Raw genomic sequence first — 21664 nt, forward strand, 5'->3', positions numbered from 1 at the left:
CGACCACCGGCGTTCGCGTCAGTCGTCGTGGCCGGGTTCTTCCGGATCGGCGGGCTTCGACACCTTCTTCGCCGTGCCGGTACCGGCGTCCTCCGGCTCGTCGCCGAGCCTTTCGGGCCCGGCATCCCCGGGTTCCGTCCGCTCCGACGTGGCCTCCGCACCGGCGACCGGTGCAGCGGCAGAGGGCGCGAGCGGACCGGCCGCCCCGGAGTTGTCGGAGCCGGGGGCGGATTCCGGTCGGCCCGTGGTTTCGGCCGCGCCGGGAGTCCCGGAGGGGGCGGAGGTATCGGTTGTGCTCTCCGGCGCCGTGGTCTGGCGGTTCTCCCCGCCGGCGCGGGCGGCCGGACCGGAGTCGTTCTTGCCGGGAGTTTCCGGAGCGGTGTCGGGGCGGTCGTTCTCCGATTCGCCCGAGGCCGGGGCGACTGTCGAGATCTCGTCCGGAGCGGCCCCGGATTTTCCGGCCTCGTCGTGGCGTTTCCCGGCCGGGCCCGCATCTGATTCGTCCACGGTGTCGCCGGAATCGTCGTGTTCGTGTTCCAGGCGGGCCTGTAATTCGGCGACCGTGACGTATTCGCTGTTACCGGAACCCGGATGACGCCACCAGACGAATATCGAAACCAGCACGCCGGCCGCGACCAGTATCACCGCCACGATAATCAACGCATCCACCCGCGCCTCCATGAATCGACTTGTCGGAGCCGATCTCCGGAAGGCCACCGCATATCGGCCTCGTCGGCCTACCGATCGCCAGGGTAGCAATGCATCAGGAAATATTCGGTGTCGCTATAGGTGTTTTACGCGCGTGTCGGCGTAGTAGTGGTACGCCGAATTACTTTTACTTACCCGGAAGCCCGTCGCGGAGTTCAGCGGCGCTGCCGTACCACGTGCGACCGGGAATCCACCGGTTCGTGCACGTACACCGGGGTGAGTAGGTCCGCGTCCACCGGTTCACCGGTGGAGCGGTCGTAGCGGACACCGACCAGTACCGAGAACCGCCGGTTCGCGGCGCGCTCGTGCAGGGTGGCGAGCCGGGTGGCCAGCAGGCGCACGGCGCCGAGCGAACCGGGCGGGTGCAGACCGTCGATCACCAGGATGGAGCCACGACCGTCCGGGCGGGGCAGCCGGGCCAGGTAGGCGATATCGTGCGGTTCCGGGCTGGCCGGCCGGTAGATCCGGCGGGCGGCGCGGTCTTCGATACCGCGGCGGCCGTCGCCGGGCCGGGCGACGGCCCGGCGTAGGCGCGGGTCGGCGGCGATGAGATGGCGCAGGCTGGGGGAGAGTTCGGGACCGCCGATCACGATGAGTCCGTCACGTAGCAGGTCCACCGGGCGTCCCGGCGCGAACGGTTCGATCGTCACCCCGAAGCCCAGCTCTTTCAACTGCTCGGCCAGCCGGGGCGCGGCAGCCGGATCGGGTGCCCCGATCAGCCTGCCCGCGCGGGTATCCGGGACCAGCAGGGTGAGCGGCCCGTGCCCGAAGAACAGTCCCTCCGGAGCCGGGCCCTGTGTGCTCACCTGATGGATGCGGGCGCGGGACAGTCCCGCGGCCGCACCGATTCGTGCGAAAGTCCATCCCTCGGCGTGCAACTCCCGGATCACCGCACGGCGAATCCGGGTGAGCTCGTTGATGGTCTGCTGAGCCGCTGCGACACCCTCCGTTGCGGCCTTGAGTCGCTCGACTTTTTCTTCGATCGCGAATATCCGCGCCACGTCATCGGCCGACATGTGCGAAGTCTAGACAGGAGGTCGCTGAACTGTGTCTAGTCTGGTTGACGCTCAGGTGGCGTCGGTATCGATCGGCGGACGTTCATTGTGTTCCAAGGGTTTATGTGACGCAGGTCGCGGGTAATCTGGCATGCCGCTATGTGTGCCGAGAACATTCTTGCTGTCGGGCAATGCGCCGTCCAGATCCTTGAACAGGGAATCGTCGCCGTTCAGAAGGTGTTTGGTCACCACCGAACGTGGAGACATCCCACGCAATTCCTGGAGATCGGCGAGCGGTTTACGCAGATCCTCGAATTCGGGGCCGAGTTCGGAGCGCAATTGTGACGTCGCGCCGGTGGCGTAATCACGAACCTGCCGCAGACTGCGCGCAGTCCACCGCGCGGCGCCGGGTAGACGTTCCGGGCCGAGGATGACGAGGGCGGCGACGAGTAGCACGAGCATCTCGCCCCACCCGATACTGCTGAACACCTCACCAGGTTACCCGGCATCGCGCGCGACGGATCAGTCGGACGCCAGGGTGACCGGAATGTCCACCTGCCGTCCTTCCCGGATGAGCTGGACATTCACCGTCTGGCCGATCTCGTGCATCTGCACCGCCACAACGAGTTCGTCCGGGTTGGTGACCTCGCGGTCGCCGACGCGGACGATCACATCGCCTTCGACGATCGCGGCATTCGCGGCGGGACTGCCCGGCTGTACATCGGCCACCTCGGCGCCACTCATGACCTCGTTGGCGACCGTCTTCTGGCGTGCGCTCACTCCGATCACCGGGTGGTGGATCGATCCGTCCCGGATGAGGGTCTGCGCGACCTCGGTCATCTGATCCACCGGAATGGCGAACCCGAGGCCGACCGAGCCGCCGCTCTCACTGCGGATCGCGGTGTTGATGCCGATCACCCGGCCGTCCGCATCCACCAGCGCGCCACCGGAATTACCGGGATTGATCGAGGCGTCGGTCTGCACGGCGTCGATGACGGCCTTGGTATCGCTGCCCTCACCCTCGAGTTTCACCGGCCGGTGCAGCGCGCTGACGATGCCGGAGGTGACGGTTTTGCTCAGGCCGAGCGGTGAACCGATGGCCAGCACCGCGTCACCGACTTGTACGTCGCCCGATTTACCCAGTTCCGCGACCGTGAGATTTTTCACATCGACCTTGAGTACGGCGAGATCGCTCTTGGGATCGCGGCCCACGATGTTCGCCGGGGCGCGGGTCCCGTCGGAGAACGTGACCTGGATCCGGGCGCGGCCGGACTGATCCTGCGCGGCCATCGAGATCACATGGTTGTTGGTGACGATATAGCCGTTGCCGTCGATCACCACGCCCGAACCGGTGGCGCCGTTCTCGCCGACCGTGGTGCGGATCGAGACCACCGACGGCAGCACCGCGTCGGCCACCTGGGCGATCGGCCCGTGCGGCTGGTCGCTGTCGGTCTGTTCCAGGCTGACCTTGCGCGATGTCAGGGTGGAGGCGGTTTCGGCGGTCAGCCGCCCGACCAGCCCGCCGACCAGTCCGATCGCCAGCGCGATCGCCGCCAGTACGAGCAGTGCCCGGGGCGCGACTCGCGAGCCGAACAGCACCTGGCGGGCGGAGAGGCGTTCGGCGCCGGGAAGTTCCTGGGTGGTGGGGGCATGCAGGGCGGGTGCGCCGAGACGGGCCTGCGCGTCGGGATCGCGCCAGGGATCGGCGGGGCCGGCCACCGGGCCACTCTCGGGGACGGCCTCGGGGTCGCGCTGGAGTACTTCGCTGGACCCGGGCGGACGGCCGAACGCCTCGGCGAGCACCGCCTCCGGCGGTCCCTTGGGCGCGACCGGGCCGGAGGCCTCGGTGCGCGCGGACCGGGGCGAGAACGATCCCGACTGACCGGAGGGCCGGCGGAAGGCATGCGCGGTATGTGAGTCCACATGGGGTCGATAGACCGGGCGCGGTGCCAGCACCGGGGCATCGGGCGGGCGCAGCGTGCCGTTGCCGTTCGCCGTGCCGTTTTCGTCCGCCGAATCAGGAGTATCGGCCGGGGAATTGTGCGTCGATTCGGAACTCACGCGGCAAACTCTACTTGCGCCACCACACCGACCACCGGAAGCTGTCGAAGGTCGACGAAAAAGACTGGCCCGCCGGACCGAATAATGCCTCGTTACGCGTATTTCCGGGCGAATTGCGGGAGTGGGCGCCGCTTGGTGGTTCGGCGAGCGGAATTCGCGACAAACTGTCGTGCAGGCCGATCGGCACCGAGATCTGAGTGGCACGGCGCAGTGCGATCCGTGCCTGCTGCTGGGCCTCCACCTCGGCCGCGCATTCCGCGCATACCGAAAGATGCTGTGCCGCACGCAGGTAGGGATTCATTCGCAGTTCGCCATCGACATAGGCGGCGACCGCCTCGCTCGCCAGATGCTCGGTGGAGTGGAACTGCGGGGAACGACGACCGGAAGATCTGGCGTCGTCACTCATTCGCTGCCCATCCTTCCCAACCGACATCGCTGACCGCCGGGATCCGGCGTCATGGTCGCCCGATCACCCGAAGTTCGCCTCGACGCTTCATCCGAGGCTCGCACCATGCTTCATGCGAGGCTCGCCTGATGCTTCATGCGAGGCTCGCCTCGGCGGCGAAACGTTCTTGCACTCCATTATGCGCAAGATACTCGCGCAGTGCCTGCCGGCCGCGATGAATACGGCTGCGAACGGTACCCAGTTTGACACCGAGGGTCGCGCCGATCTCCTCATACGACAGGCCCTCGATATCGCAGAGCACGACCGCGGCGCGGAACTCGGGAGCCAGCGAGTCCAGGGCGGACTGCAGGTCGGGGTCGAGGCGGGCGTCGTGGAACACCTGCTCGGGGCCGGGGCCGTCGGCGGGTACCCGATCGTAGTCGTCGGGCAGGGCCTCCATACGGATCCGGCTGCGCCGGCGGACCATGTCCAGGAAGAGGTTGGTGGTGATGCGGTGCAGCCAGCCCTCGAACGTGCCGGGCTGATAGCTGGACAGGGAGCGGAACACCCGGATGAAGGTTTCCTGGGTCAGATCCTCGGCATCCTGCGCGTCACCCGAGAGGCGGTAGGCGAGCCGGTACACGCGATCGGCGTGCTCGCGGACCAGTTCCTCCCAGGTGGGCATGACCGTGCGGTCGCCGGTGGCGTCGAAGGCGGCGGTCCCGGTCAGGGCGTCGTCGAGCTCGGGCTCGACGATCTCCGTCGCATCGAAAACCTCGGGTCTGTCATCGGTACTGGACATAGCGGGCACCTCCATCAGGGCGTCCGGCGAAATGGGATCGTTGGCCACCGAGTCATGGTGTGCGGCTACCTCGAGATCGGGTCCCGGAAACGGTCCGGGGCCGAATTCTTCCCGCCCGGGCAGGCGGTACCCGGTTGCTGCTGCCGTATGGCGGGCCCGGGGCAGCTCGGGCAAGGTGGCGGACTCGCGTGCCGCATCGACCATGTGGATGGTGACGACCTCCTGATCGGGACCGAGGCGTAGGCTCGATAGAACGGCTCGGGTATCGGGCCGTCTTTTACCGGTTACAACGGCGGCTTACCACCCAGTTGTTCCCGTTCTGCGCGTCCGGTCTGCTGGTCTTGCGTGACCCTTACTCTTCCTTGCGCCGATATGGCCGGGGTGTGGAGATCCTGAGGGACACCTGAGAATGTTGCGACCCGCTTCGCCGCGTTTGGCATAACCTCGGGGCGTGGCATCGAACCTGGAGCGAAATCTCGCCTACGTCGAGGAATCCGTCGTGGAGGACGAGATACTCGTCAGCGCCCGCGAACGGGCCACCGAGCTGGGAGCGGCCCCGGTGCCGCCGTCGGTCGGGGCTCTGCTGTGCATGTACGCGCAGCTGCTGGACGCGCGGGCGGTGGTCGAGGTGGGGACCGGTGCCGGGGTCAGTGGGCTGTGGCTGCTCGACGGTATGCGCGAGGACGGGACGCTGACCACCATCGATTTCGAACCGGAACATCAGCGGGCCGCCAAGGAGTCGTTCCGGGCCGCCGATATCCCGCTCGCCCGGACCCGGCTGATCAGCGGTCGCGCGCTCGATGTCCTGCCGCGGCTGGCGGACGGCGCCTACGACCTGGTTTTCCTGGACGCGGCGACCATCGAGCAACCGCAGTATGTGGCGGAGGCGGTGCGGCTGTTGCGGGGTGGCGGGGCGGTGCTGCTGAACAACGCGCTACTCGGCGGCCGGGTCCCCGATCCCGCGCATCGCGACGCGGCGACCCAGGCGGTGCGGTCGGCCACCCGGTATGTGGCCGAGGATCCGCGCCTGACCAGCGTCCTCATTCCGCTGGGTGACGGTCTGCTCTGCGCGTCGAAGGGGTAGTGCGCCCGCGGCGCGGCGGGGGCGTGGCTCGTCCGGGGTAGCGCGTGGACGGGCTCGAATCGCGGGGGGATGGACCACGCCCGGACGCGGTGTGATCGTAGTCGTGCCACTGGGTCAGTAGGGTCGGATCCAGTGGGCTTTCCCGGTGCCGACCTGCGCCGATTCGGTATTTGCGGAATCTTGACGGCGCCCTCTCTTGTCTTGGCGTTGAACGGGTGTTTAACGTATTAAACGTGCGTTCAACCGATGATCTGAGTACGCGGGCCCGGATACGGGACGCGGCGCTGAAGCTGTTCGGTGAGCAGGGCTTCGGGGTCGGCGTCCGTGCGATCGCGTCCGCCGCCGGTGTCTCACCCGGACTGGTCAACCACCATTTCGGCTCCAAGGACGGTCTGCGCCGCGAATGCGACGACCATGTACGCGCGGTGATCCGCGAATCGAAGATGAGCTTCATGAACCGGCCCTCGGCCGGGAACATGCTGCAGCAATTGGCCGAGATCGAGGGCTTCGCCCCGGTGATCGCCTACGTCATGCGTAGCTTCCAGACAGGCGGCGAGTTCGCCGCGGTGCTGTTCGACCATATGGTCGAGGACGCCGAGACATACCTGGCCGCCGGTATCGCCTCCGGCGCGATCCGACGGCCCCACGACCTCGCCGCGACGGCTCGCTATATGGCCATGGCCAACGGCGGCGGCCTACTGCTGTTCCTCCAGGTACGGACCGAGGCGGACGGGGCGGTCGACTACCGCAGGGCATTGCGGGAATACCGCGACCAGATGATGCTGCCCGCGCTCGAGGTCCTCACCCGGGGATTGCTCACCGATTCGTCGATGCTCGACGCGCTGCTCGCCGATCAGGCGGGCGGGGGCGTCGAACCGACCGAGCGGGGGTCACCGGACCCGTCCCGCGCCGGCGACTCCGCCGGCGCCTCCGGTACCCGCTCTCCCAACGCATCCGACAAGGAGTTCTGATGACCTCGGCGATACATATCCGGGATCTGCACAAACACTTCGGGCAGGTCCGCGCACTCGACGGGCTGGACCTGGAGGTGACCGAAGGCGAAGTGCACGGGTTCCTCGGCCCCAACGGGGCGGGAAAGTCCACCACCATCCGGGTCCTGCTGGGACTGTTGGCGCGTACCTCCGGAGAGGTGCGGATGCTGGACCGCGATCCCTGGGCCGACGCGGTGGCCCTGCACCGCGAACTCGCCTACGTGCCGGGCGACGTCACCCTGTGGCCGTCGCTGAGCGGCGGTGAGACCATCGACCTGCTGGCCGCCATGCGTGGCGGTCTCGACCGCGACCGCCGCGCGGAACTGATCGACCGCTTCGAACTGGATCCCCGGAAGAAGGCGCGAACCTATTCCAAGGGCAATCGGCAGAAGGTCGCGCTGGTCTCCGCCTTTTCCTCGAATGCCAGGCTGCTGTTGCTGGACGAGCCCACCTCGGGGCTGGACCCGCTGATGGAGCAGGTATTCCGGGAATGCGTCACCGAGGCGGCCGGGCGTGGGGCGACAGTGCTGCTGTCGAGCCACATCCTGTCGGAGGTGGAGGCGTTGTGCGAGCGGGTCACCATCATCCGCGGGGGCCGCACGGTGGAGAGCGGGACGCTCTCGGCCATGCGACACCTCAGCCGGACCTCCATCACCGCCGAATTGACCGGCGATCCCGGCGATATCGCGGCGATTCCCGGCGTCGCCGATGTGAGCCTGAACGACGGCACACTGCGCTGCCAGGTCGACGGGGATCATCTCGCGGAACTGATCCGGGTGCTCGGTGACACCGGGGTACGCAGCCTGGTCAGCCAGCCGCCGACCCTGGAAGAACTGTTCATGCGCCACTACTCGGTGAACGGCCGGGAGGCCGGCGAACTGCAGAAGGTAGAGAAATGACCACCGTCGTCGCCGGAAACCGGCATCGGGTATTCGATCCGCCTTCCTCGGGTACCGGATTCACCGGCACACTGCGGCTGCTGCGCCTCTATCTGCGGCGGGACCGGATCGTGGCGCCGCTGTGGGTCCTGCTGCTGTCGTTGCCGCTGGGTGGGGTGTATGTCGCCAGTATCGAATCGGTGTATCCGACCGCCGCCGACCGGGCGTCCTTCGCCGCCACGGTGCTGGCGAGCCCGGCGCAGCTGGCCATGTACGGGCCGATCTACAACGACTCCGTCGGCGCCGTGGGTATCTGGAAGGCGGGGATGTTCCATACGCTGATCGCGGTGGCGACGATCCTCACCGTGATCCGGCACACCCGGGCCGAGGAGGAGACGGGCCGCAGCGAAATGCTGTCCGCCACCTCGGTCGGCCGCTACGCCAATCTCACCGCCGCGCTGCTCCTGGCCTGCGGGGGCGCGCTGCTGGCCGGTCTGCTCGGTGCGGTGAGCCTGACCGCGAGCGACGTCCCCGCCGCCGGGTCGCTGGCCTTCGGCCTGGCCCTGGCCGGCTCCGGGATGGTGTTCGCGGGTGTGGCCGCGGTGACCGCGCAGGTATGCACCGGCGCCCGGCTCGCCCGCGGGCTGGCATTCACCGTACTGGCGGTGACCTACACCCTGCGCGCCATCGGTGACGCGCAGGCCGGGGCCGGACCGGCGAACCCGCTGACCTGGCTTTCGCCGCAGGGGTGGTCGTTGCAGATCCGGCCGTACGCGGGGGAGCGCTGGTGGGTCCTGGTGCTGCATATCGCCCTGCTGGCGGTGCTGCTCACCGCGGCCTATGCGCTGCTGCGGCGGCGGGATACCGGCGCGGGCCTCATCGCCGAACGGCTGGGGCGCCCCGAGGCCGGCCCGGCGCTGGCCGGGCCCCTCGGATTGGCGGCACGGCTGCAACGCGGCTCGCTGCTGGCCTGGACGATCGGCATCGGCCTGTACGGATTGGTGATCGGCAGTGTCGTCAACGGGATCGGTGACAGTTTCGCGGAGAACGAGACCTTGCGCGATCTGATCACCCGGATGGGTGGTGCGGATTCGATCGAGGATTCGTTCCTGAGTTACGCCTTCACCCTGCTGGGGGTCGCGGGCGCCGTGTACGCCGTATCGGCGGCGCTGCGGCTGTCCGGTGAGGAGGACGGCGGCCACGCCGAATCCATACTCAGCGGTGCGGTCGGCCGGCTGCGCTGGACCGTCTCGCATCTGGTGTTCGCCTTCGGCGGGCCGGTGCTGGTGATGCTCACCGCCGGAGTGCTGGGCGGACTGACCTACGGGATCGCCGCCGGCGATCTCCCGGGGACGATGCCCGGCGTGGTCGCCGCGGCGCTGGTCCAGCTACCCGCGATCTGGTTCTTCGCCGCGCTGACCGTCCTGCTGTTCGGGCTGGTGCCGCGCTGGGCTTCGGTGGCCTGGGGCCTGCTCGTCGCCGCGGTCGCGGTGTTCCTGCTCGGGTCGATCTCTGGTGCCCCGCAGTGGTTCCGGGATCTGGAACCGTTCAGCCATGCCCCCAAACTGCCCGGCTCGGAGTTCACCGTGACCCCGGTTCTCACGGTGGTGGCCATCGCCGCGGTCTTGCTGGCCGTGGGCCTGGCCGGGGTGCGGGGTCGCGATATGCGCTGATCACCGCCTTGAAGCGCCCCCACTCGGCCGAGTGGGGGCGTTGCGGCGAGCATCTCAGACCCACATCTCAGACCCAGGTGCCCTTGCCGACGGTGACCACGCCGCCGTTGCTGATGGCGAACCGGTCGCGGTCGCGGTCGAGGTCCACACCGATGATCTCGCCCTCGGACACCATCACGTTCTTGTCCAGGATCGCACGCCGCACGACCGCCCCCCGGCCGATCCGCACCCCGGGCATCAGCACACTGCCCTCGACCGTCGCGCCCTCGTCGACCAGGACGTTGGCGCTGAGCACCGAATTGCGGACGGTGGCGGCGGACAGCAGGCTGCCCGCCCCCACGATCGATTCCTGCGCGAGCCCGCCCCGGGCGAATTTGGCAGGCGGCAGGTTCTCGGCGGCGCCCCGGATCGGCCAGTGCCGGTTGTAGAGGTTGAACACCGGGTTCACCGAGACCAGGTCCATATGGGCGTCGTAGAAGGCGTCGATGGTGCCGACATCGCGCCAGTACCCACGATCCCGGTCGGTGGCACCGGGTACGTCGTTGGCGCCGAAATCGTAAACCGCGGCCTGCCCCGCCGACACCAGCTGCGGAATGATGTCACCGCCCATATCGTGGTCGGAATCGGAATTCTCCGAATCCGCCTTGATCGAATCCACCAGCACCTTGGTGGTGAACACATAGTTGCCCATGGAGGCGAAGGTCGAGTTCGGGTCGTCGGGCACACCGGGGGGATGGGCGGGTTTCTCGAGGAATCCGACGATCCGCCCGGATTCGTCGGAATCGATACATCCGAAGGCGCCGGCGGCGCTGCGCGGCACCCGGATTCCGGCCACGGTGACACCCGCCCCGGAATCGATATGGTGGGCGACCATCTGCTCGGGGTCCATCCGGTACACATGATCGGCGCCGAACACCACGATGTAATCGGGATCCTCGTCGTAGATGAGATTCAGCGATTGCATGATGGCGTCGGCGCTCCCGGTGTACCAGCGCGGCCCGAGCCGCTGCTGGGCGGGAACGGGAGTGATGTATTCACCGGCGAAACCCGACAGCCGCCAGGTCTGCGAGATATGCCGGTCCAGGGAATGCGATTTGTACTGGGTCAGGACACACAGCCGCAGGAAACCGGCATTGACGAGATTGCTCAGGACGAAGTCGATGAGGCGGTAGGCGCCGCCGAAAGGAACGGCCGGCTTGGCCCGGTCGGCGGTCAGCGGGAAGAGTCGCTTGCCCTCGCCACCGGCGAGCACGATTCCCAGGACGTGCGGCTGGCTCCTCACAGTGCCAAACCTACCGAACGAGGTGGTCGGGACGTGTTGACCGCTCTGCGTCTACCGTGAATCCGTGAGTTTCGGTTCCAGCGGTACGGGCGCGGCGCCCGCGGCGCCCGCGGGCGATCCGCTACGGGTGGCCGTGCTCACCCGGGAGTATCCGCCGGAGATCTACGGCGGCGCGGGTGTGCATGTGACGGAATTGGTGGCGCGGCTGCGCCGGATGAGCGCGGTGACCGTGCACTGTATGGGCGTGCCGCGACCCGGCGCCCGGGTGCACGACCCGGATCCGGCGCTCGACGAGGCCAACCCGGCGCTGCGGATGATGTCGGCGCAACTGCGGATGGCCGAGGCGGTGGGCCCGGTGGACCTGGTCCATTCGCATACCTGGTACGCGGGCCTGGCCGGGCATCTGGCCGCCACGCTGTACGGGATTCCGCATGTGGTCACCACGCATTCGCTCGAGCCCCGGCGGCCGTGGAAGGCCGAACAGCTGGGGGGCGGCTATCGGCTGTCGTCGTGGTCGGAGCGCAACGCGCTCGAACACGCCGACGCGGTGATCGCGGTGAGCGACTGGATGCGCCGCGACGTTCTCGACGCCTATCCGGCGCTGGATCCGGCGAAGGTCCACGTGGTGCGCAACGGGATCGACGCGCGGGTCTGGCATCCCGGCCCGCCGGAACCGGGCAGCCGCCGGATCCTGGACGAACTGGGGGTCCGGCCGGACGCGCCGCTGGCGGTGTTCGTCGGCCGGATCACCCGCCAGAAGGGGGTCGGGCATCTGCTGGCGGCCGCGCGCGATATCGATCCCGGGATCCAACTCGTGCTGTGTGCCGGTGCCGCGGACACTTTGGAGCTCGAAGCGGAGGTGGCGGGCGCCGTCGCCGGCCTGCACCGCGCCCGGGGCAATGTGTTCTGGGTGCGGGAGATGCTGCCCACCGAGCAGATCCGGCAGCTACTGGCCGCGGCCACGGTATTCGTCTGTCCCTCGGTGTACGAGCCGCTGGGCATCGTGAATCTGGAGGCGATGGCCTGCGCGACCGCCGTGGTCGCCTCCGATGTGGGCGGGATACCGGAGGTGGTCGACGACGGGCGCACCGGGCGGCTGGTGCGGTTCGACGCCGTGCGCCCGGGCGACTACGAGCGCGCCCTGGCCGCCGCGATCAACGATCTGGCCGGGGACCCGGTACGCGCGGCCGAATTCGGGGTGGCGGGACGCCGGCGCGCCCAGGCCGAGTTCGACTGGTACCGGATCGCCGAAGAGACTCTCGGCGTCTACCGGACCGTCTGCAAGCGCTGACGCTCAGGCCGGAGCCGGGGACGGGCCGGAGGCGATATCGCCGGCCAGGGGTGCGACCGCCCCGATGATCTCACCGACGGTCTCGTCGTCGACGCCCGCGGCGGTGAGTGATTCCGTCAGATGCCCCGCGACCAATTGGAAATGATGCATGGTGATGCCGCGGCCCTGATGAACCTGTTTCATCCCGGCGCCGGTGTAGGGCTCCGGACCGCCGAGAGCGGCGGCGAAGAATTCGACCTGTTTCCCGCGTAGCCGGGACATATTCGTCCCGCTGAAGAACCCCGCCAGTTCTTCGTCGGCCAGTACCCGGGTGTAGAAATCGGCGACGACTGCTTCCAGCGCTTCGTATCCGCCGATCCGGTCGAAGATCGTGGTGGTTTTCTTTTTCCCGAATGTCGGTATCCGCATGTACCCAGCACATCAGGGTGCTGTTACCCGCCAGTCAGGCCGGTGTCGCGAGCCGATTGCCCTGTGTGGCAGTGTGATTGCCCCATTCTCACAAACTTCGAGGATCGGCGGTGAGGTGTGGGTCCGCCGGTGACCATCCGGCGGTGGGTGTGTATACCGCCACGCTGACCGAGGCCGTCACCGTGCAGGGATCCGGCAGGGCGGCGATCCGATCCGCCGGCGTGGCCGCGTGATGCGCGGACGGACCCATCCCGACCAGCGCGGCGATCGCCTCGTGCGGTAGGGACATCGGGTACTCCACGGTCGCGCCGGCCCGGCGTTCGAACCGCCCGGCCAGCGCCTCGGTCAGGCGCCGGTCCTTGTCGGGGTCGACCGTCACCATCCCGAGCGGATCGATCAACTCCGCCAGATGGGCCGCCGTCGGGGTGACGACGATATAGCGCCCTGCGGGCGCCAGCGCCCGCACGATTTCGCCCGGATTGCGCGGGGCGAATACCGACATGGCCAGGGTGATCGTGTGGTCACCTACAGGCAGCCCGCGCCAGGCGTCGGCCACCACCGCCGCCGCCCGCGGATGCGCGCGGGCGCAGCGCCGGCCCGCCGCCTTGGCGATATCCAGCGCGATACCCCGGGCCGCCGGCAGGGCGTCCAGGACCCGCGCCGTGTAGTACCCGGTGCCCGCGCCGATATCGAGAACCCGCTCACCGTCCCGTTCCGGGCTCGACGAGACGGCCGCGTCCGCGATCGCCTCGGCGACCGGGGTGAAATATCCGGCGCTCTGAAACGCGGCACGCGCGTCCAGCATGGCGGCGGAATCACCGGTGAGTTTGCCCGCCGCGCCGGTGAGCAGGCTGACATAACCCTGTCGGGCGATATCGAAACTGTGTCCGCGTTCGCAGCGCAGCACGCTATCCGCGAAGATCAGGCCGCGGCCGCATTCGGGGCACCTCAGCGCCTCGGCGACCGCGGCCAACGCCGACTCTTCGGCCTGCGGTCTAGCTGGTGACACTCTTCAATTCGTCGCCGAGTGCCGCGGCTTCGTCGGGCGTGAGTTCTACGACCAGACGCCCGCCACCCTCGAGTGGGACCCGCATGACGATCCCACGGCCTTCCTTGGTTGCCTCGAGGGGACCGTCCCCGGTACGGGGCTTCATGGCCGCCATCCTCTGCTCCCTCCAGATCTGCGCGGTATGCTGCGCACTTGCTCGGATCTCCGGTTGTCACCAACCGGGCGGTCCGTCTGTGAAGACGACGGACCGCACTCGGTCCATTCTTCCCTATCGCGGCAGATGGCGGATACTCGACGTCCAAAAGTGACCGGTCAACCGGCGGTGTCGTCTCCGATATCGACCCAGCATTCGGCGAGGTGGTCGTCGACCATCCCGGTGGCCTGCATCAGCGCATACGCGGTGGTCGGTCCGACGAAACGGAAACCCCGCCGCTTCAATTCTTTTGCCAGTGCGATGGATTCGGGTGTGGTAGCCGGAATTTCGGTGATTTTCCGGGGCCGCGGCCGGGCCGGCGGCGCGAACGACCAGAGCAGTTCGTCCAGGTCGATATCGAGGTCCCGTGCGACCACGGCATTCGCGATACAGGCATCGATTTTGGCGCGATTGCGCACTATCCCGGCGTCGGCGAGCAGGCGTTCGCGATCGGCGTCGCCGAATTCGGCTACCCGGTCGATGGCGAATCCGGCGAAGGCCTCGCGGAACGCGGGTCGTTTGCGCAGGATCGTGATCCAGGAAAGCCCGGATTGGAACGCTTCCAGGCATAACCGTTCGAACAGCGCATCGTTTCCGTGTAGTGGACGGCCCCATTCGTGATCGTGGTAGTCGCGATAGATCTGCGAATCCAGCGACCAGGGGCAGCGGATCAGCGTGTCCTGGGTCACTTCCGCTCCGGGTCGTGTGTGGCCGCCGGGGCCGCGGCGCGCGCCTCTGCCAGTTCGGACTGGAGTTCATCGATACGCGCGGCCAGCCGGGCCAGCGCCCAGTCGACCTCGCCGGCCTTGTACCCGCGCACCACCTGCTGGAACCGCAGCGCCCGCACATCCGCCCCGGCGATCCCCTCGACCGGGAGTACCGTCGCGGTGGTTCCCCCCGGCAGCGGGCCCAGCTCCTCGGACCGCCCGAAAAGGGCGCTGGCCAGCAGGAACAAGACCACGGCCACCAATCCCACGATCAGTACGTACAGCAGCAGGGTGAGCATGGACCGAGTCTATGTGCGCTCAGAGATGGCGGGTGGTGTCGATACCCAGCGACATCCCGGCCAGGCCGCGCCGCCGGACGGCGAGCTTACCGGCGACTTCGCGCAGGGCGACGGCCGCCGGGCTGTCCGGATCGCGCAAGACGATCGGGGTCCCCTCGTCCCCGGACTCGCGCACCGCCTGTTCGATCGGGATCTGCCCCAGCAGCGGCACCTCGGCGCCGACCGCCCGGGTGAGCCGCTCGGCGACCGCCTGACCGCCGCCCGAACCGTACAGCTCCATCCGCGAGCCGTCGGGCAGATCGAGCCAGGACATGTTCTCCACCACACCGGCGATGCGCTGCCGGGTCTGCAGCGCGATGGCACCCGCGCGTTCGGCCACCTCGGCGGCCGCGATCTGCGGGGTGGTGACCACCAGGATCTCCGCGTTCGGGATCAGCTGGGCGATGGAGATCGCCACATCGCCGGTGCCGGGAGGCAGATCCAGCAGCAGCACGTCCAGATCGCCCCAGAACACATCCGCGAGGAACTGCTGCAGCGCCCGGTGCAGCATCGGACCGCGCCACACCACCGGAGTATTGCCCTTGGTGAACTGCGCGATCGAGATCATCTTCACGTTGTGCGCGACCGGCGGCATGATCATCCGCTCGACCTGGGTGGGCCGGGCGTCGGTACCCAGCATGCGCGGAATGGAATGACCGTAGATATCGGCGTCGAGGACGCCCACCGACAGGCCCTGATCGGCCAGCGCGGCGGCGAGATTCACCGTGACGCTGGATTTGCCGACACCGCCTTTTCCGGAGGCGACCGCGTACACGCGGGTCAGTGAGCCGGGCTGGGCGAACGGGATCACCGGTTCGGCGGAATCCCCCCGCAATTGTTTGCGCAGTTCGGTGCGCTGCTCGTCGTTCATCACGTCGAGATCCACGGAGACCGCGCCGACACCGGGGACATCCGCGACGGCGGTACTCACTCGCTGCGTGATTTCGGTACGCAGGGGGCAGCCGGCGGTGGTCAGGTACACCTCGATGTGCACATTGCTGTCCGGGTCCACCCGGATGCTCTTGACCATGCCCAGTTCGGTGATCGGTTTACGGATCTCCGGGTCGTCGACCTTCGCGAGAGCGCCCCGCACCTCCGCTTCCGTTACCACTGGCATACCGCCGATGGTAGTGGCGTCAGATCTTGGGCAGTTCCGCGGGCCGTGGTGCGATGCCCGTGTTGTACGACTGTTCCCAGGCCATCACGTTCGCGACGTAGGCCATGGAGTTGTTGTAGCGGAGAATCGCCCTGGTCTGCTGGGCGGGATCGGACATATCCAGACCGCCCGAGCAGAGGTACTTGCCGGCGGTGAGGGTGGCGTCGTAGTAGTTCTGGGGATCGGAGATGCCGTCCCGGTTGCCGTCGCCCGCGAAAGCGGTCCACGTCTCGGGCAGGAACTGCATCGGGCCGACCGCGCGGTCGTAGCCGCTGAAACCGTCGAGCGCGCCGCTGTCGGAATCGTGGATGACGTTGTTGCCCGACAGGCTGCCGTCGAGCACCGGGCCGAAAACGGGCGCGAGCGCGTTACCGTCCGCATCGGCTTTGCCGTTGTACATATGGGTGGATTCGACGCGACCGATACCGGCCAGCATCGTCCACGGCATATTGCAGCCGGGACTCTCCTCGGCCAGGATCTGTTCGGCGTTGATATAAGCGGCCTCGGCGATACCCGGGATTCCGGATGCGGCGACCGGCATATCGTTGCGGGCTCGATCCGGGTCCAGCGCGACCGTTTTCACTTCGACCCGGGCCTCGGGCGACTGCTTGGCCATCGCATGCATCGCCGTAACGTCCACGGCGGCGGGGGTCATGGTCTGGAGGGGGCCGGCGCTCAGTTCTTGCATGTGCATCGACACCGAAGCTGCCGTGGGGTCGGTGGCCATGGCCGCCGCGGCATTGGTCGCCACCACTCCGGCCGGTACCAGGCCGGTGAGTGCGATGACCGAACTACGGGTAACAGTGGCCGGTTGCTGTTTACGGTGACGCCCCACGTACTCAAGCCCTTCATCTGAACGCACAACCTTGCGGCCGCGGCCGGTCGTCGCCGATCCGTGACCTCTGCCCACCGAGACTACCGCATCCGAGACCTCTTCGTTACTACCTCGTGACCATTATTTCCGTCCGCAGTGGGAAAGGGAAAGTCCGGGCGCCCCAGTGGAAGACGGCGAACCCCCGGTCGGGGACCGGGGGTTCGCGGTGCCGGCACGGGTGGGAGCAGTGCGCCCGGGCGGCTTCTCGTCGGCGTGTCTCAGGCAGGCGGCGCGGGTGGGGCGGGCTCCGCGGGGGCGGTTGGGGCCGGGGGTGAGACGTCGGCCGGTGCCGGGGGTGGAACGTCGGCCGGGGTGGGTGGCACCGGGGCCGGGAACACCGCTACCGGAAGCGGAATCACGAGACCGCCCGGCAGGGTGATGGTCGGCGGTGCGGGGGCCGGCGCCGGTGCGGGAGGTGGTGGCGCGGGAGCCGCCTGCTGCGGCTGGTTTCCGGCCTCCGGCGCGGGCGGCGCGGCCGGAGCGCCCTGGCCCTCGGGGGCGGCGGGCGTCGGTCCGCGTTCGGGCAGCGTCTCGCCGACCTTCGGCGACCCCGGCGCCGGCGGGCACAGCAGACCGCACGGAATCGGCGGCAGACCGGGGATCCGGATCATCGGCTCGGGGCGCGGTATGTGCACGACCGCGGTCGGCGGTGGCGTCGGGACCGTCGTATCGGTCTGTGCCGCCAGCAGATCCGGGGATCCGGGCGGGAACTGCGTCGGCGCGCTGCCGGGCGGAACCAGATCGGGGGAGACGGTGACCGGCGCCGGGCGGCCGCCGGTGCGGTAGGCCGCCGACCAGCTGAGCACGGTAGCCGCGTAGGACATCGAGTTGTTGTAGCGCAGCACGGCGCGCAATTCCTGTTGCGGGTCACGCAGATTCAATCCACCCGAGCACAGGTATTTGCCGGCGGCCAGGGTCGCGTCGAACACATTGTGCGGATCGGCATGCCCGTCGGCGTTGCCGTCGGCGGCATAGTGCGACCAGGTGCCGGGCAGGAACTGCATGGGACCGAGGGCTCGGACGTATCCGCCGTCGGCGGAACGGATGACCTCGTTGCCGGGCAGGGTGCCGTCCAGCGCGGGGCCGAAGATCGGCGGGTTGGTGGTGCCGGCGGCGTCGGTACGGCCGTTGCTCGCATGCCCCGACTCGATCCGTCCGATTCCGGCGAGCAGATTCCAGCTGATCCCGCAGCCGGGTGCCGAGGACTGCAGGGCCAGTTCGGCGTTGCGGTAGGCGGCCAGCACGATCTCCGGAATTCCCAGGACCCCGTTACCGCCCGGCAGATTGATGGTCTGCAGTGGTACGGCGCCCGCGAACGGCGGTACGCCGTCGGCGGGCAGGGCGCGCAGTTTGCGCGGTGTCGTGGGTTCCGCGGGCAGAATCCCAAGTGTCTGAGCCACTGGGGCGTCGGGGTTGGCGGTTCGGTCTCCGACCCGGTTCGCGTTGACTGCGAGCCTGGTCCCGGTAGCTTCCGGCGGTGTCGACGACAGGGTGGTGTGCGCTGCTGAACCGCTGGCTACCAGGCCCGCCATGACCAGAGCCGACATTGCCACAGGGGTAGGTATCCGCATCCGGCTCCACCATTCCTCTATGTCACGGGTGAGCGACCGTCTCGGACATTCCCGGATGGCGCGCTCGGGACAACGTGATCCAGGTTACCTACCGGTCAGGAGCATATTGTGGATTTCCGGTCAATCGTCCGCGAGAGGCGATGAAACTGAGCCCGTAACCGGCTTGTGACCGGAGGTTTTCTTGCGTTTCGGCTTCGTTGCTTTGTCCGGGCCGCGCGTCGGACCCACCCCCGCCGCGCTTCCGATGTGATCGAGGGAGTCGCGGATCTCGTCGAGCTCACGGCGCAGGTAGTCACGGGTGGCCACCTCGCCCACCGCCAGCCGCAGCGCGGCCAGTTCGCGCGCCAGGAACTCGGTATCGGCCTTCGTCTGCGCCGCCCGCAGCCGATCCTCCTCGAGCGAGACCCGATCGCGGTTGTCCTGCCGGTTCTGGGCGAGCAGGATCAGCGGCGCGGCATAGGCGGCCTGGGTGGAGAAGGCCAGGTTCAACAGGATGAACGGGTAGGGGTCCCAGCGCAGCGTGATCACGAAGATGTTCAGCGCGATCCAGACGATCACCACGACCGTCTGGATCGCCAGATAGCGCCCGGTGCCCAGGAACCGGGCGATCCGTTCGCTGCCGCGTGCCAATGCCTCGGCATCCCAGTCGAACCGGAACCGGCCCTCCACCGGTGTTTCCAGCCGCTGCCGCGCGGATCCGGCACGCCCCGCGGCGCTCTTGTCGGCTGTCACGGCCGCACACCCTCGTACAGTTGCTCGTCCTCACGCCAATCGCGCGGCAGCAGATGATCGAGCAGATCGTCCACGCTCACCGCGCCCACCAGATGATTCTGTTCGTCGACCACCGGGCCGCACACCAGGTTGTAGCTGGCGAAATACCGGGTCACCGCGGCCAGCGGCAGATCCGGGCGCAGCGCGCCCAGATCGGTGTCCAGGATTCCGCCCACCAGATGAGCCGGAGGTTCGCGCAGCAGCTGCTGCAGATGGACACAACCGAGATAGCGGCCGGTGGGCGTCGCCGTCGGGGGCCGCACGACGAACACCATCGACGCCAGGGCGGGCGTCAGATCCGGATCGCGTACCCGCGCCAAAGCCTCCGCCACGGTCGTCGCCGGGGACAGGATCACCGGCTCCGGCGTCATCAGACCGCCCGCCGTATCGGGAGAATGCACCAGCAACCGACGCACCGGCTCGGACTCCTGGGGATCCATCAGGGTCAGCAGGGATTCGGCCTCGTTCTCCGGCAGGCCCCCGAGCAGATCGGCGGCGTCGTCGGGATCCATCGCCTCCAGCACATCGGCCGCCCGGCCCACCTCGAGCTGACCGAGCAGTTCCACCTGATCGTCACCGGAGAGCTCCTGCACCACATCGGCGAGCCGTTCGTCGTCGAGGGCCACCGCCACCTCGAGGCGGCGTTTGGCCGGCAGTTCGCGCAGCATATGCGCCACATCGGCGGCGCGCTGACCCTCGAACTGCTCGAGCAGCGCGCTGACATCCTGGCCGGGACGCCCGATTTCGTATGGGGTGAGCCCGTCCACCCGGGCCCAGTCCACCACATGCACGGTGCGCCGTCGGCCCAGCCGCCGGTGCCCGCGCACGGCCACCCGCGAAACCCGCCAATCCCGGGTGCGGGTCAGCGATATTCCGAGGTCCACCACGAACACGTCCACCCCGGCGAGATCGGGCAGATCCGGATCGTCCACCCGCACCGAGGAGTCCACGATCTGTGCCATGGCCAGCAATTCACCGGGCCGCTGGGCGAATCGGCGCAGACTCACGTTGCCGGTGTTCAACGTGACCGAACCGGGTTCGATGGAGGTGACCCGCAGCATCGGCACGAAGATCCGCCGCCTGGTCGGCAACTCCACCACCATGCCGTGAACGCGCGGCTCCTGCCGGTCGTAGCGGATGGCCACCACGACGTCCCGGACGCGGCCGATAGACTCACCGTCCGGCCCCAGCACCGCCAGGCCGGTCAGCCTGGCGATATACACCCTGGTAGCTGCCATGACTGCCAGGCTAGATGTTCCGGGGCCGGACCGGGCCGACCACAGGAGTGTTCATGAAGCCGCGCCGTTCCGTGCTCGCCGTGCCGGGCAGCAACCCGAAGATGATCGCCAAGGCCAAGGGCCTGCCGGTCGACGAGATCTTCCTGGACCTGGAGGACGCCGTGGCGCCCGGCGCCAAAGCGGCCGCCCGTGCCAATATCGTGGCCGCGCTCAACGACTCCGGCTGGGGCGACCAGCTGCGAGTGGTCCGGGTCAACGACTGGACCACCCAATGGACCTACGCCGATGTGATCTCGGTCGTGGACGGCGCCGGAACCGCCCTCGACGCGATCCTGCTGCCCAAGGTGACCGACGCCGGCCAGGTCCGCGCCCTGGATCTGCTGCTGAGCCAGCTGGAACGGGCCAACGGGCTCGAACCCGGCCGGATCGGGATCGAACCGCAGATCGAGAATGCGCTCGGGCTGCGCAATATCGACGAGATCGCCACCGCGAGCCCCCGCGTGCAGACGCTGGTATTCGGCCCGGCGGACTTCATGGCGAGTATCAATATGCGCACGCTGGTGGTCGGCGAACAGCCGGAGGGCTACGACACCGGCGATGCCTACCACCATATTCTGATGACCATTCTGCTCACCGCTCGCGCCCACGGCCTGCAGGCCATCGACGGGCCGTACCTGCAGATCCGCGATCTCGACGGGTTCCGGCGGGCGGCCGGGCGCACCGCCGCCCTGGGGTTCGACGGCAAATGGGTCCTGCACCCGGGGCAGGTGGACGCGGCCAACGAGATCTTCAGTCCCCGGCAGTCCGATTACGACCACGCCGAACTCATCCTGGACGCGTACGCCTACCACACCTCCGAAGACGGTGGTGCGCGCGGCGCGGTGATGCTCGGCGACGAGATGATCGACGAGGCCAGCGCGAAAATGGCGGTGGTGATCGCGGAGAAGGGGCGGGCGGCGGGTATGAAACGCACCACGGAGTTCACCCCGCCTGCATAGCGACTGGGGGGTGTCGCAAAGCCGGGCGAGGGCTGAGCGCGCTTGTTTGTGAGGGTGGGGCTGGTGGCGTTGCCTGTGAGGGTGGGGCTGGTGGCGTTGCCTGTGAGGGTGGGGCTGGTGGCGTTGCCCGCGAAGGTGGGGCAGGTGACCTTGCCCGCGAAGGTGCTGTGTTTATTGGCGCGCTGGCGCGCGCGGGGTTCGGCCCCTTTAGCGTCTGCTGTCAGCCCTCGAGACTCGTGGCTTCGCCACA

General features: G+C 68.3%; 23 protein-coding genes. 6 read left to right on the forward strand and 17 right to left on the reverse strand.

Annotated features, from left to right (window positions below):
• Positions 1 to 18: 18 nt before the first annotated feature.
• From AB0F41_RS26505 to sigE, 6 genes are all read right to left on the reverse strand, one after another.
• Entirely contained in the window at positions 19 to 669 is a 651-nt protein-coding gene (locus AB0F41_RS26505) for a hypothetical protein (protein ID WP_357428350.1), read from the reverse strand.
• A 194-nt stretch (positions 670 to 863) separates the two neighbouring features.
• Complete coding sequence (locus AB0F41_RS26510; protein WP_357428352.1) at positions 864 to 1724, reverse strand: hypothetical protein; 861 nt, start codon at positions 1722 to 1724, stop codon at positions 864 to 866.
• Positions 1725 to 1775: 51 nt separating this feature from the next.
• Positions 1776 to 2192 carry a Sec-independent protein translocase protein TatB gene (gene tatB, locus AB0F41_RS26515; RefSeq protein ID WP_357428354.1) on the reverse strand — a complete coding sequence of 139 codons (417 nt, stop codon included), beginning with the start codon at positions 2190 to 2192 and terminating at the stop codon, positions 1776 to 1778.
• A gap of 33 nt (positions 2193 to 2225) precedes the next feature.
• Positions 2226 to 3764, reverse strand: coding sequence for a trypsin-like peptidase domain-containing protein (locus tag AB0F41_RS26520; protein ID WP_357428356.1), 1539 nt, complete (start codon positions 3762 to 3764; stop codon positions 2226 to 2228).
• Between the two features lie 10 nt (positions 3765 to 3774).
• Positions 3775 to 4170 carry a hypothetical protein gene (locus AB0F41_RS26525; RefSeq protein WP_357428358.1) on the reverse strand — a complete coding sequence of 132 codons (396 nt, stop codon included), beginning with the start codon at positions 4168 to 4170 and terminating at the stop codon, positions 3775 to 3777.
• 133 nt (positions 4171 to 4303) lie between these two features.
• A complete protein-coding gene (gene sigE, locus AB0F41_RS26530; RefSeq protein WP_357428360.1) occupies positions 4304 to 4951 on the reverse strand; it encodes an RNA polymerase sigma factor SigE in 648 nt (215 codons plus the stop codon).
• Between the two features lie 451 nt (positions 4952 to 5402).
• On the opposite strand from sigE, the gene AB0F41_RS26535 reads away from it, so the two are divergent.
• From AB0F41_RS26535 to AB0F41_RS26550, 4 genes are all read left to right on the forward strand, one after another.
• Positions 5403 to 6035, forward strand: coding sequence for an O-methyltransferase (locus AB0F41_RS26535; RefSeq protein WP_357428362.1), 633 nt, complete (start codon positions 5403 to 5405; stop codon positions 6033 to 6035).
• A gap of 233 nt (positions 6036 to 6268) precedes the next feature.
• Complete coding sequence (locus AB0F41_RS26540; RefSeq protein WP_357428364.1) at positions 6269 to 7006, forward strand: TetR family transcriptional regulator; 738 nt, start codon at positions 6269 to 6271, stop codon at positions 7004 to 7006.
• Entirely contained in the window at positions 7006 to 7926 is a 921-nt protein-coding gene (locus tag AB0F41_RS26545; RefSeq protein WP_357428366.1) for an ABC transporter ATP-binding protein, read from the forward strand. Before AB0F41_RS26540 ends, AB0F41_RS26545 begins: the two co-directional genes overlap by 1 nt.
• On the forward strand, positions 7923 to 9578 hold the full coding sequence (locus AB0F41_RS26550) for an ABC transporter permease (protein ID WP_357428368.1): 1656 nt from the start codon (positions 7923 to 7925) through the stop codon (positions 9576 to 9578). The genes AB0F41_RS26545 and AB0F41_RS26550 overlap by 4 nt, the downstream gene beginning before the upstream one ends.
• Positions 9579 to 9645: 67 nt before the next feature.
• Here AB0F41_RS26550 and glgC read toward each other — a convergent pair whose 3' ends face one another.
• A complete protein-coding gene (gene glgC / locus AB0F41_RS26555) occupies positions 9646 to 10860 on the reverse strand; it encodes a glucose-1-phosphate adenylyltransferase (RefSeq protein ID WP_357428370.1) in 1215 nt (404 codons plus the stop codon).
• A 64-nt stretch (positions 10861 to 10924) separates the two neighbouring features.
• On the opposite strand from glgC, the gene glgA reads away from it, so the two are divergent.
• Positions 10925 to 12151: a glycogen synthase gene (glgA, locus tag AB0F41_RS26560; RefSeq protein ID WP_357428372.1), complete on the forward strand. Its 1227-nt coding sequence runs from the start codon at positions 10925 to 10927 to the stop codon at positions 12149 to 12151.
• 3 nt (positions 12152 to 12154) lie between these two features.
• Here the strand turns inward: glgA and AB0F41_RS26565 are convergent, their stop codons facing one another.
• The 10 genes from AB0F41_RS26565 to AB0F41_RS26610 all read right to left on the reverse strand — a co-directional run bounded on the left by AB0F41_RS26565 (position 12155) and on the right by AB0F41_RS26610 (position 20416).
• Positions 12155 to 12559 carry a group 1 truncated hemoglobin gene (locus AB0F41_RS26565; RefSeq protein WP_357428374.1) on the reverse strand — a complete coding sequence of 135 codons (405 nt, stop codon included), beginning with the start codon at positions 12557 to 12559 and terminating at the stop codon, positions 12155 to 12157.
• Between the two features lie 88 nt (positions 12560 to 12647).
• Entirely contained in the window at positions 12648 to 13568 is a 921-nt protein-coding gene (locus AB0F41_RS26570) for a putative RNA methyltransferase (RefSeq protein ID WP_357428376.1), read from the reverse strand.
• A complete protein-coding gene (locus tag AB0F41_RS26575) occupies positions 13555 to 13722 on the reverse strand; it encodes a DUF3117 domain-containing protein (RefSeq protein ID WP_011211259.1) in 168 nt (55 codons plus the stop codon). The genes AB0F41_RS26570 and AB0F41_RS26575 overlap by 14 nt, the downstream gene beginning before the upstream one ends.
• Before the next feature lie 158 nt (positions 13723 to 13880).
• Positions 13881 to 14450: a DNA-3-methyladenine glycosylase I gene (locus tag AB0F41_RS26580; RefSeq protein WP_357428378.1), complete on the reverse strand. Its 570-nt coding sequence runs from the start codon at positions 14448 to 14450 to the stop codon at positions 13881 to 13883.
• Entirely contained in the window at positions 14447 to 14767 is a 321-nt protein-coding gene (locus AB0F41_RS26585) for a DivIVA domain-containing protein (RefSeq protein ID WP_357428380.1), read from the reverse strand. The genes AB0F41_RS26580 and AB0F41_RS26585 overlap by 4 nt, the downstream gene beginning before the upstream one ends.
• 19 nt (positions 14768 to 14786) lie before the next feature.
• Entirely contained in the window at positions 14787 to 15923 is a 1137-nt protein-coding gene (locus tag AB0F41_RS26590; protein WP_357428382.1) for an Mrp/NBP35 family ATP-binding protein, read from the reverse strand.
• A 19-nt stretch (positions 15924 to 15942) separates the two neighbouring features.
• On the reverse strand, positions 15943 to 16797 hold the full coding sequence (locus AB0F41_RS26595; protein ID WP_357428384.1) for a lytic transglycosylase: 855 nt from the start codon (positions 16795 to 16797) through the stop codon (positions 15943 to 15945).
• 257 nt (positions 16798 to 17054) lie between these two features.
• A complete protein-coding gene (locus AB0F41_RS26600) occupies positions 17055 to 18236 on the reverse strand; it encodes a lytic murein transglycosylase (RefSeq protein WP_357428386.1) in 1182 nt (393 codons plus the stop codon).
• A gap of 291 nt (positions 18237 to 18527) precedes the next feature.
• A complete protein-coding gene (locus AB0F41_RS26605; protein ID WP_357428388.1) occupies positions 18528 to 19139 on the reverse strand; it encodes a DUF1003 domain-containing protein in 612 nt (203 codons plus the stop codon).
• The gene (locus AB0F41_RS26610; protein ID WP_357428390.1) at positions 19136 to 20416 is read right to left on the reverse strand and encodes a CBS domain-containing protein; all 1281 of its coding nucleotides are present in this window, start codon (positions 20414 to 20416) and stop codon (positions 19136 to 19138) included. The genes AB0F41_RS26605 and AB0F41_RS26610 overlap by 4 nt, the downstream gene beginning before the upstream one ends.
• Positions 20417 to 20469: 53 nt before the next feature.
• Here AB0F41_RS26610 and AB0F41_RS26615 point away from each other — a divergent pair, with 53 nt between their 5' ends.
• Entirely contained in the window at positions 20470 to 21414 is a 945-nt protein-coding gene (locus AB0F41_RS26615) for a CoA ester lyase (RefSeq protein ID WP_357428392.1), read from the forward strand.
• The last annotated feature ends 250 nt before the right edge of the window (positions 21415 to 21664 follow it).

The sequence above is a fragment of the Nocardia sp. NPDC024068 genome (genome assembly GCF_040638875.1).
Lineage (GTDB): Bacteria > Actinomycetota > Actinomycetes > Mycobacteriales > Mycobacteriaceae > Nocardia.

What these genes read in the sequence shown, in the direction of transcription:
- AB0F41_RS26510 (WP_357428352.1), bottom strand. Translation starts at nt 1,724, where the DNA reads ATGTCGGCCGATGACGTGGCGCGGATATTCGCGATCGAAGAAAAAGTC.
- AB0F41_RS26525 (WP_357428358.1), bottom strand. Translation starts at nt 4,170, where the DNA reads ATGAGTGACGACGCCAGATCTTCCGGTCGTCGTTCCCCGCAGTTCCAC.
- sigE (WP_357428360.1), bottom strand. Translation starts at nt 4,951, where the DNA reads ATGTCCAGTACCGATGACAGACCCGAGGTTTTCGATGCGACGGAGATC.
- AB0F41_RS26545 (WP_357428366.1), top strand. Translation starts at nt 7,006, where the DNA reads ATGACCTCGGCGATACATATCCGGGATCTGCACAAACACTTCGGGCAG.
- AB0F41_RS26550 (WP_357428368.1), top strand. Translation starts at nt 7,923, where the DNA reads ATGACCACCGTCGTCGCCGGAAACCGGCATCGGGTATTCGATCCGCCT.
- AB0F41_RS26565 (WP_357428374.1), bottom strand. Translation starts at nt 12,559, where the DNA reads ATGCGGATACCGACATTCGGGAAAAAGAAAACCACCACGATCTTCGAC.
- AB0F41_RS26575 (WP_011211259.1), bottom strand. Translation starts at nt 13,722, where the DNA reads ATGGCGGCCATGAAGCCCCGTACCGGGGACGGTCCCCTCGAGGCAACC.
- AB0F41_RS26585 (WP_357428380.1), bottom strand. Translation starts at nt 14,767, where the DNA reads ATGCTCACCCTGCTGCTGTACGTACTGATCGTGGGATTGGTGGCCGTG.
- AB0F41_RS26590 (WP_357428382.1), bottom strand. Translation starts at nt 15,923, where the DNA reads ATGCCAGTGGTAACGGAAGCGGAGGTGCGGGGCGCTCTCGCGAAGGTC.
- AB0F41_RS26610 (WP_357428390.1), bottom strand. Translation starts at nt 20,416, where the DNA reads ATGGCAGCTACCAGGGTGTATATCGCCAGGCTGACCGGCCTGGCGGTG.
- AB0F41_RS26615 (WP_357428392.1), top strand. Translation starts at nt 20,470, where the DNA reads ATGAAGCCGCGCCGTTCCGTGCTCGCCGTGCCGGGCAGCAACCCGAAG.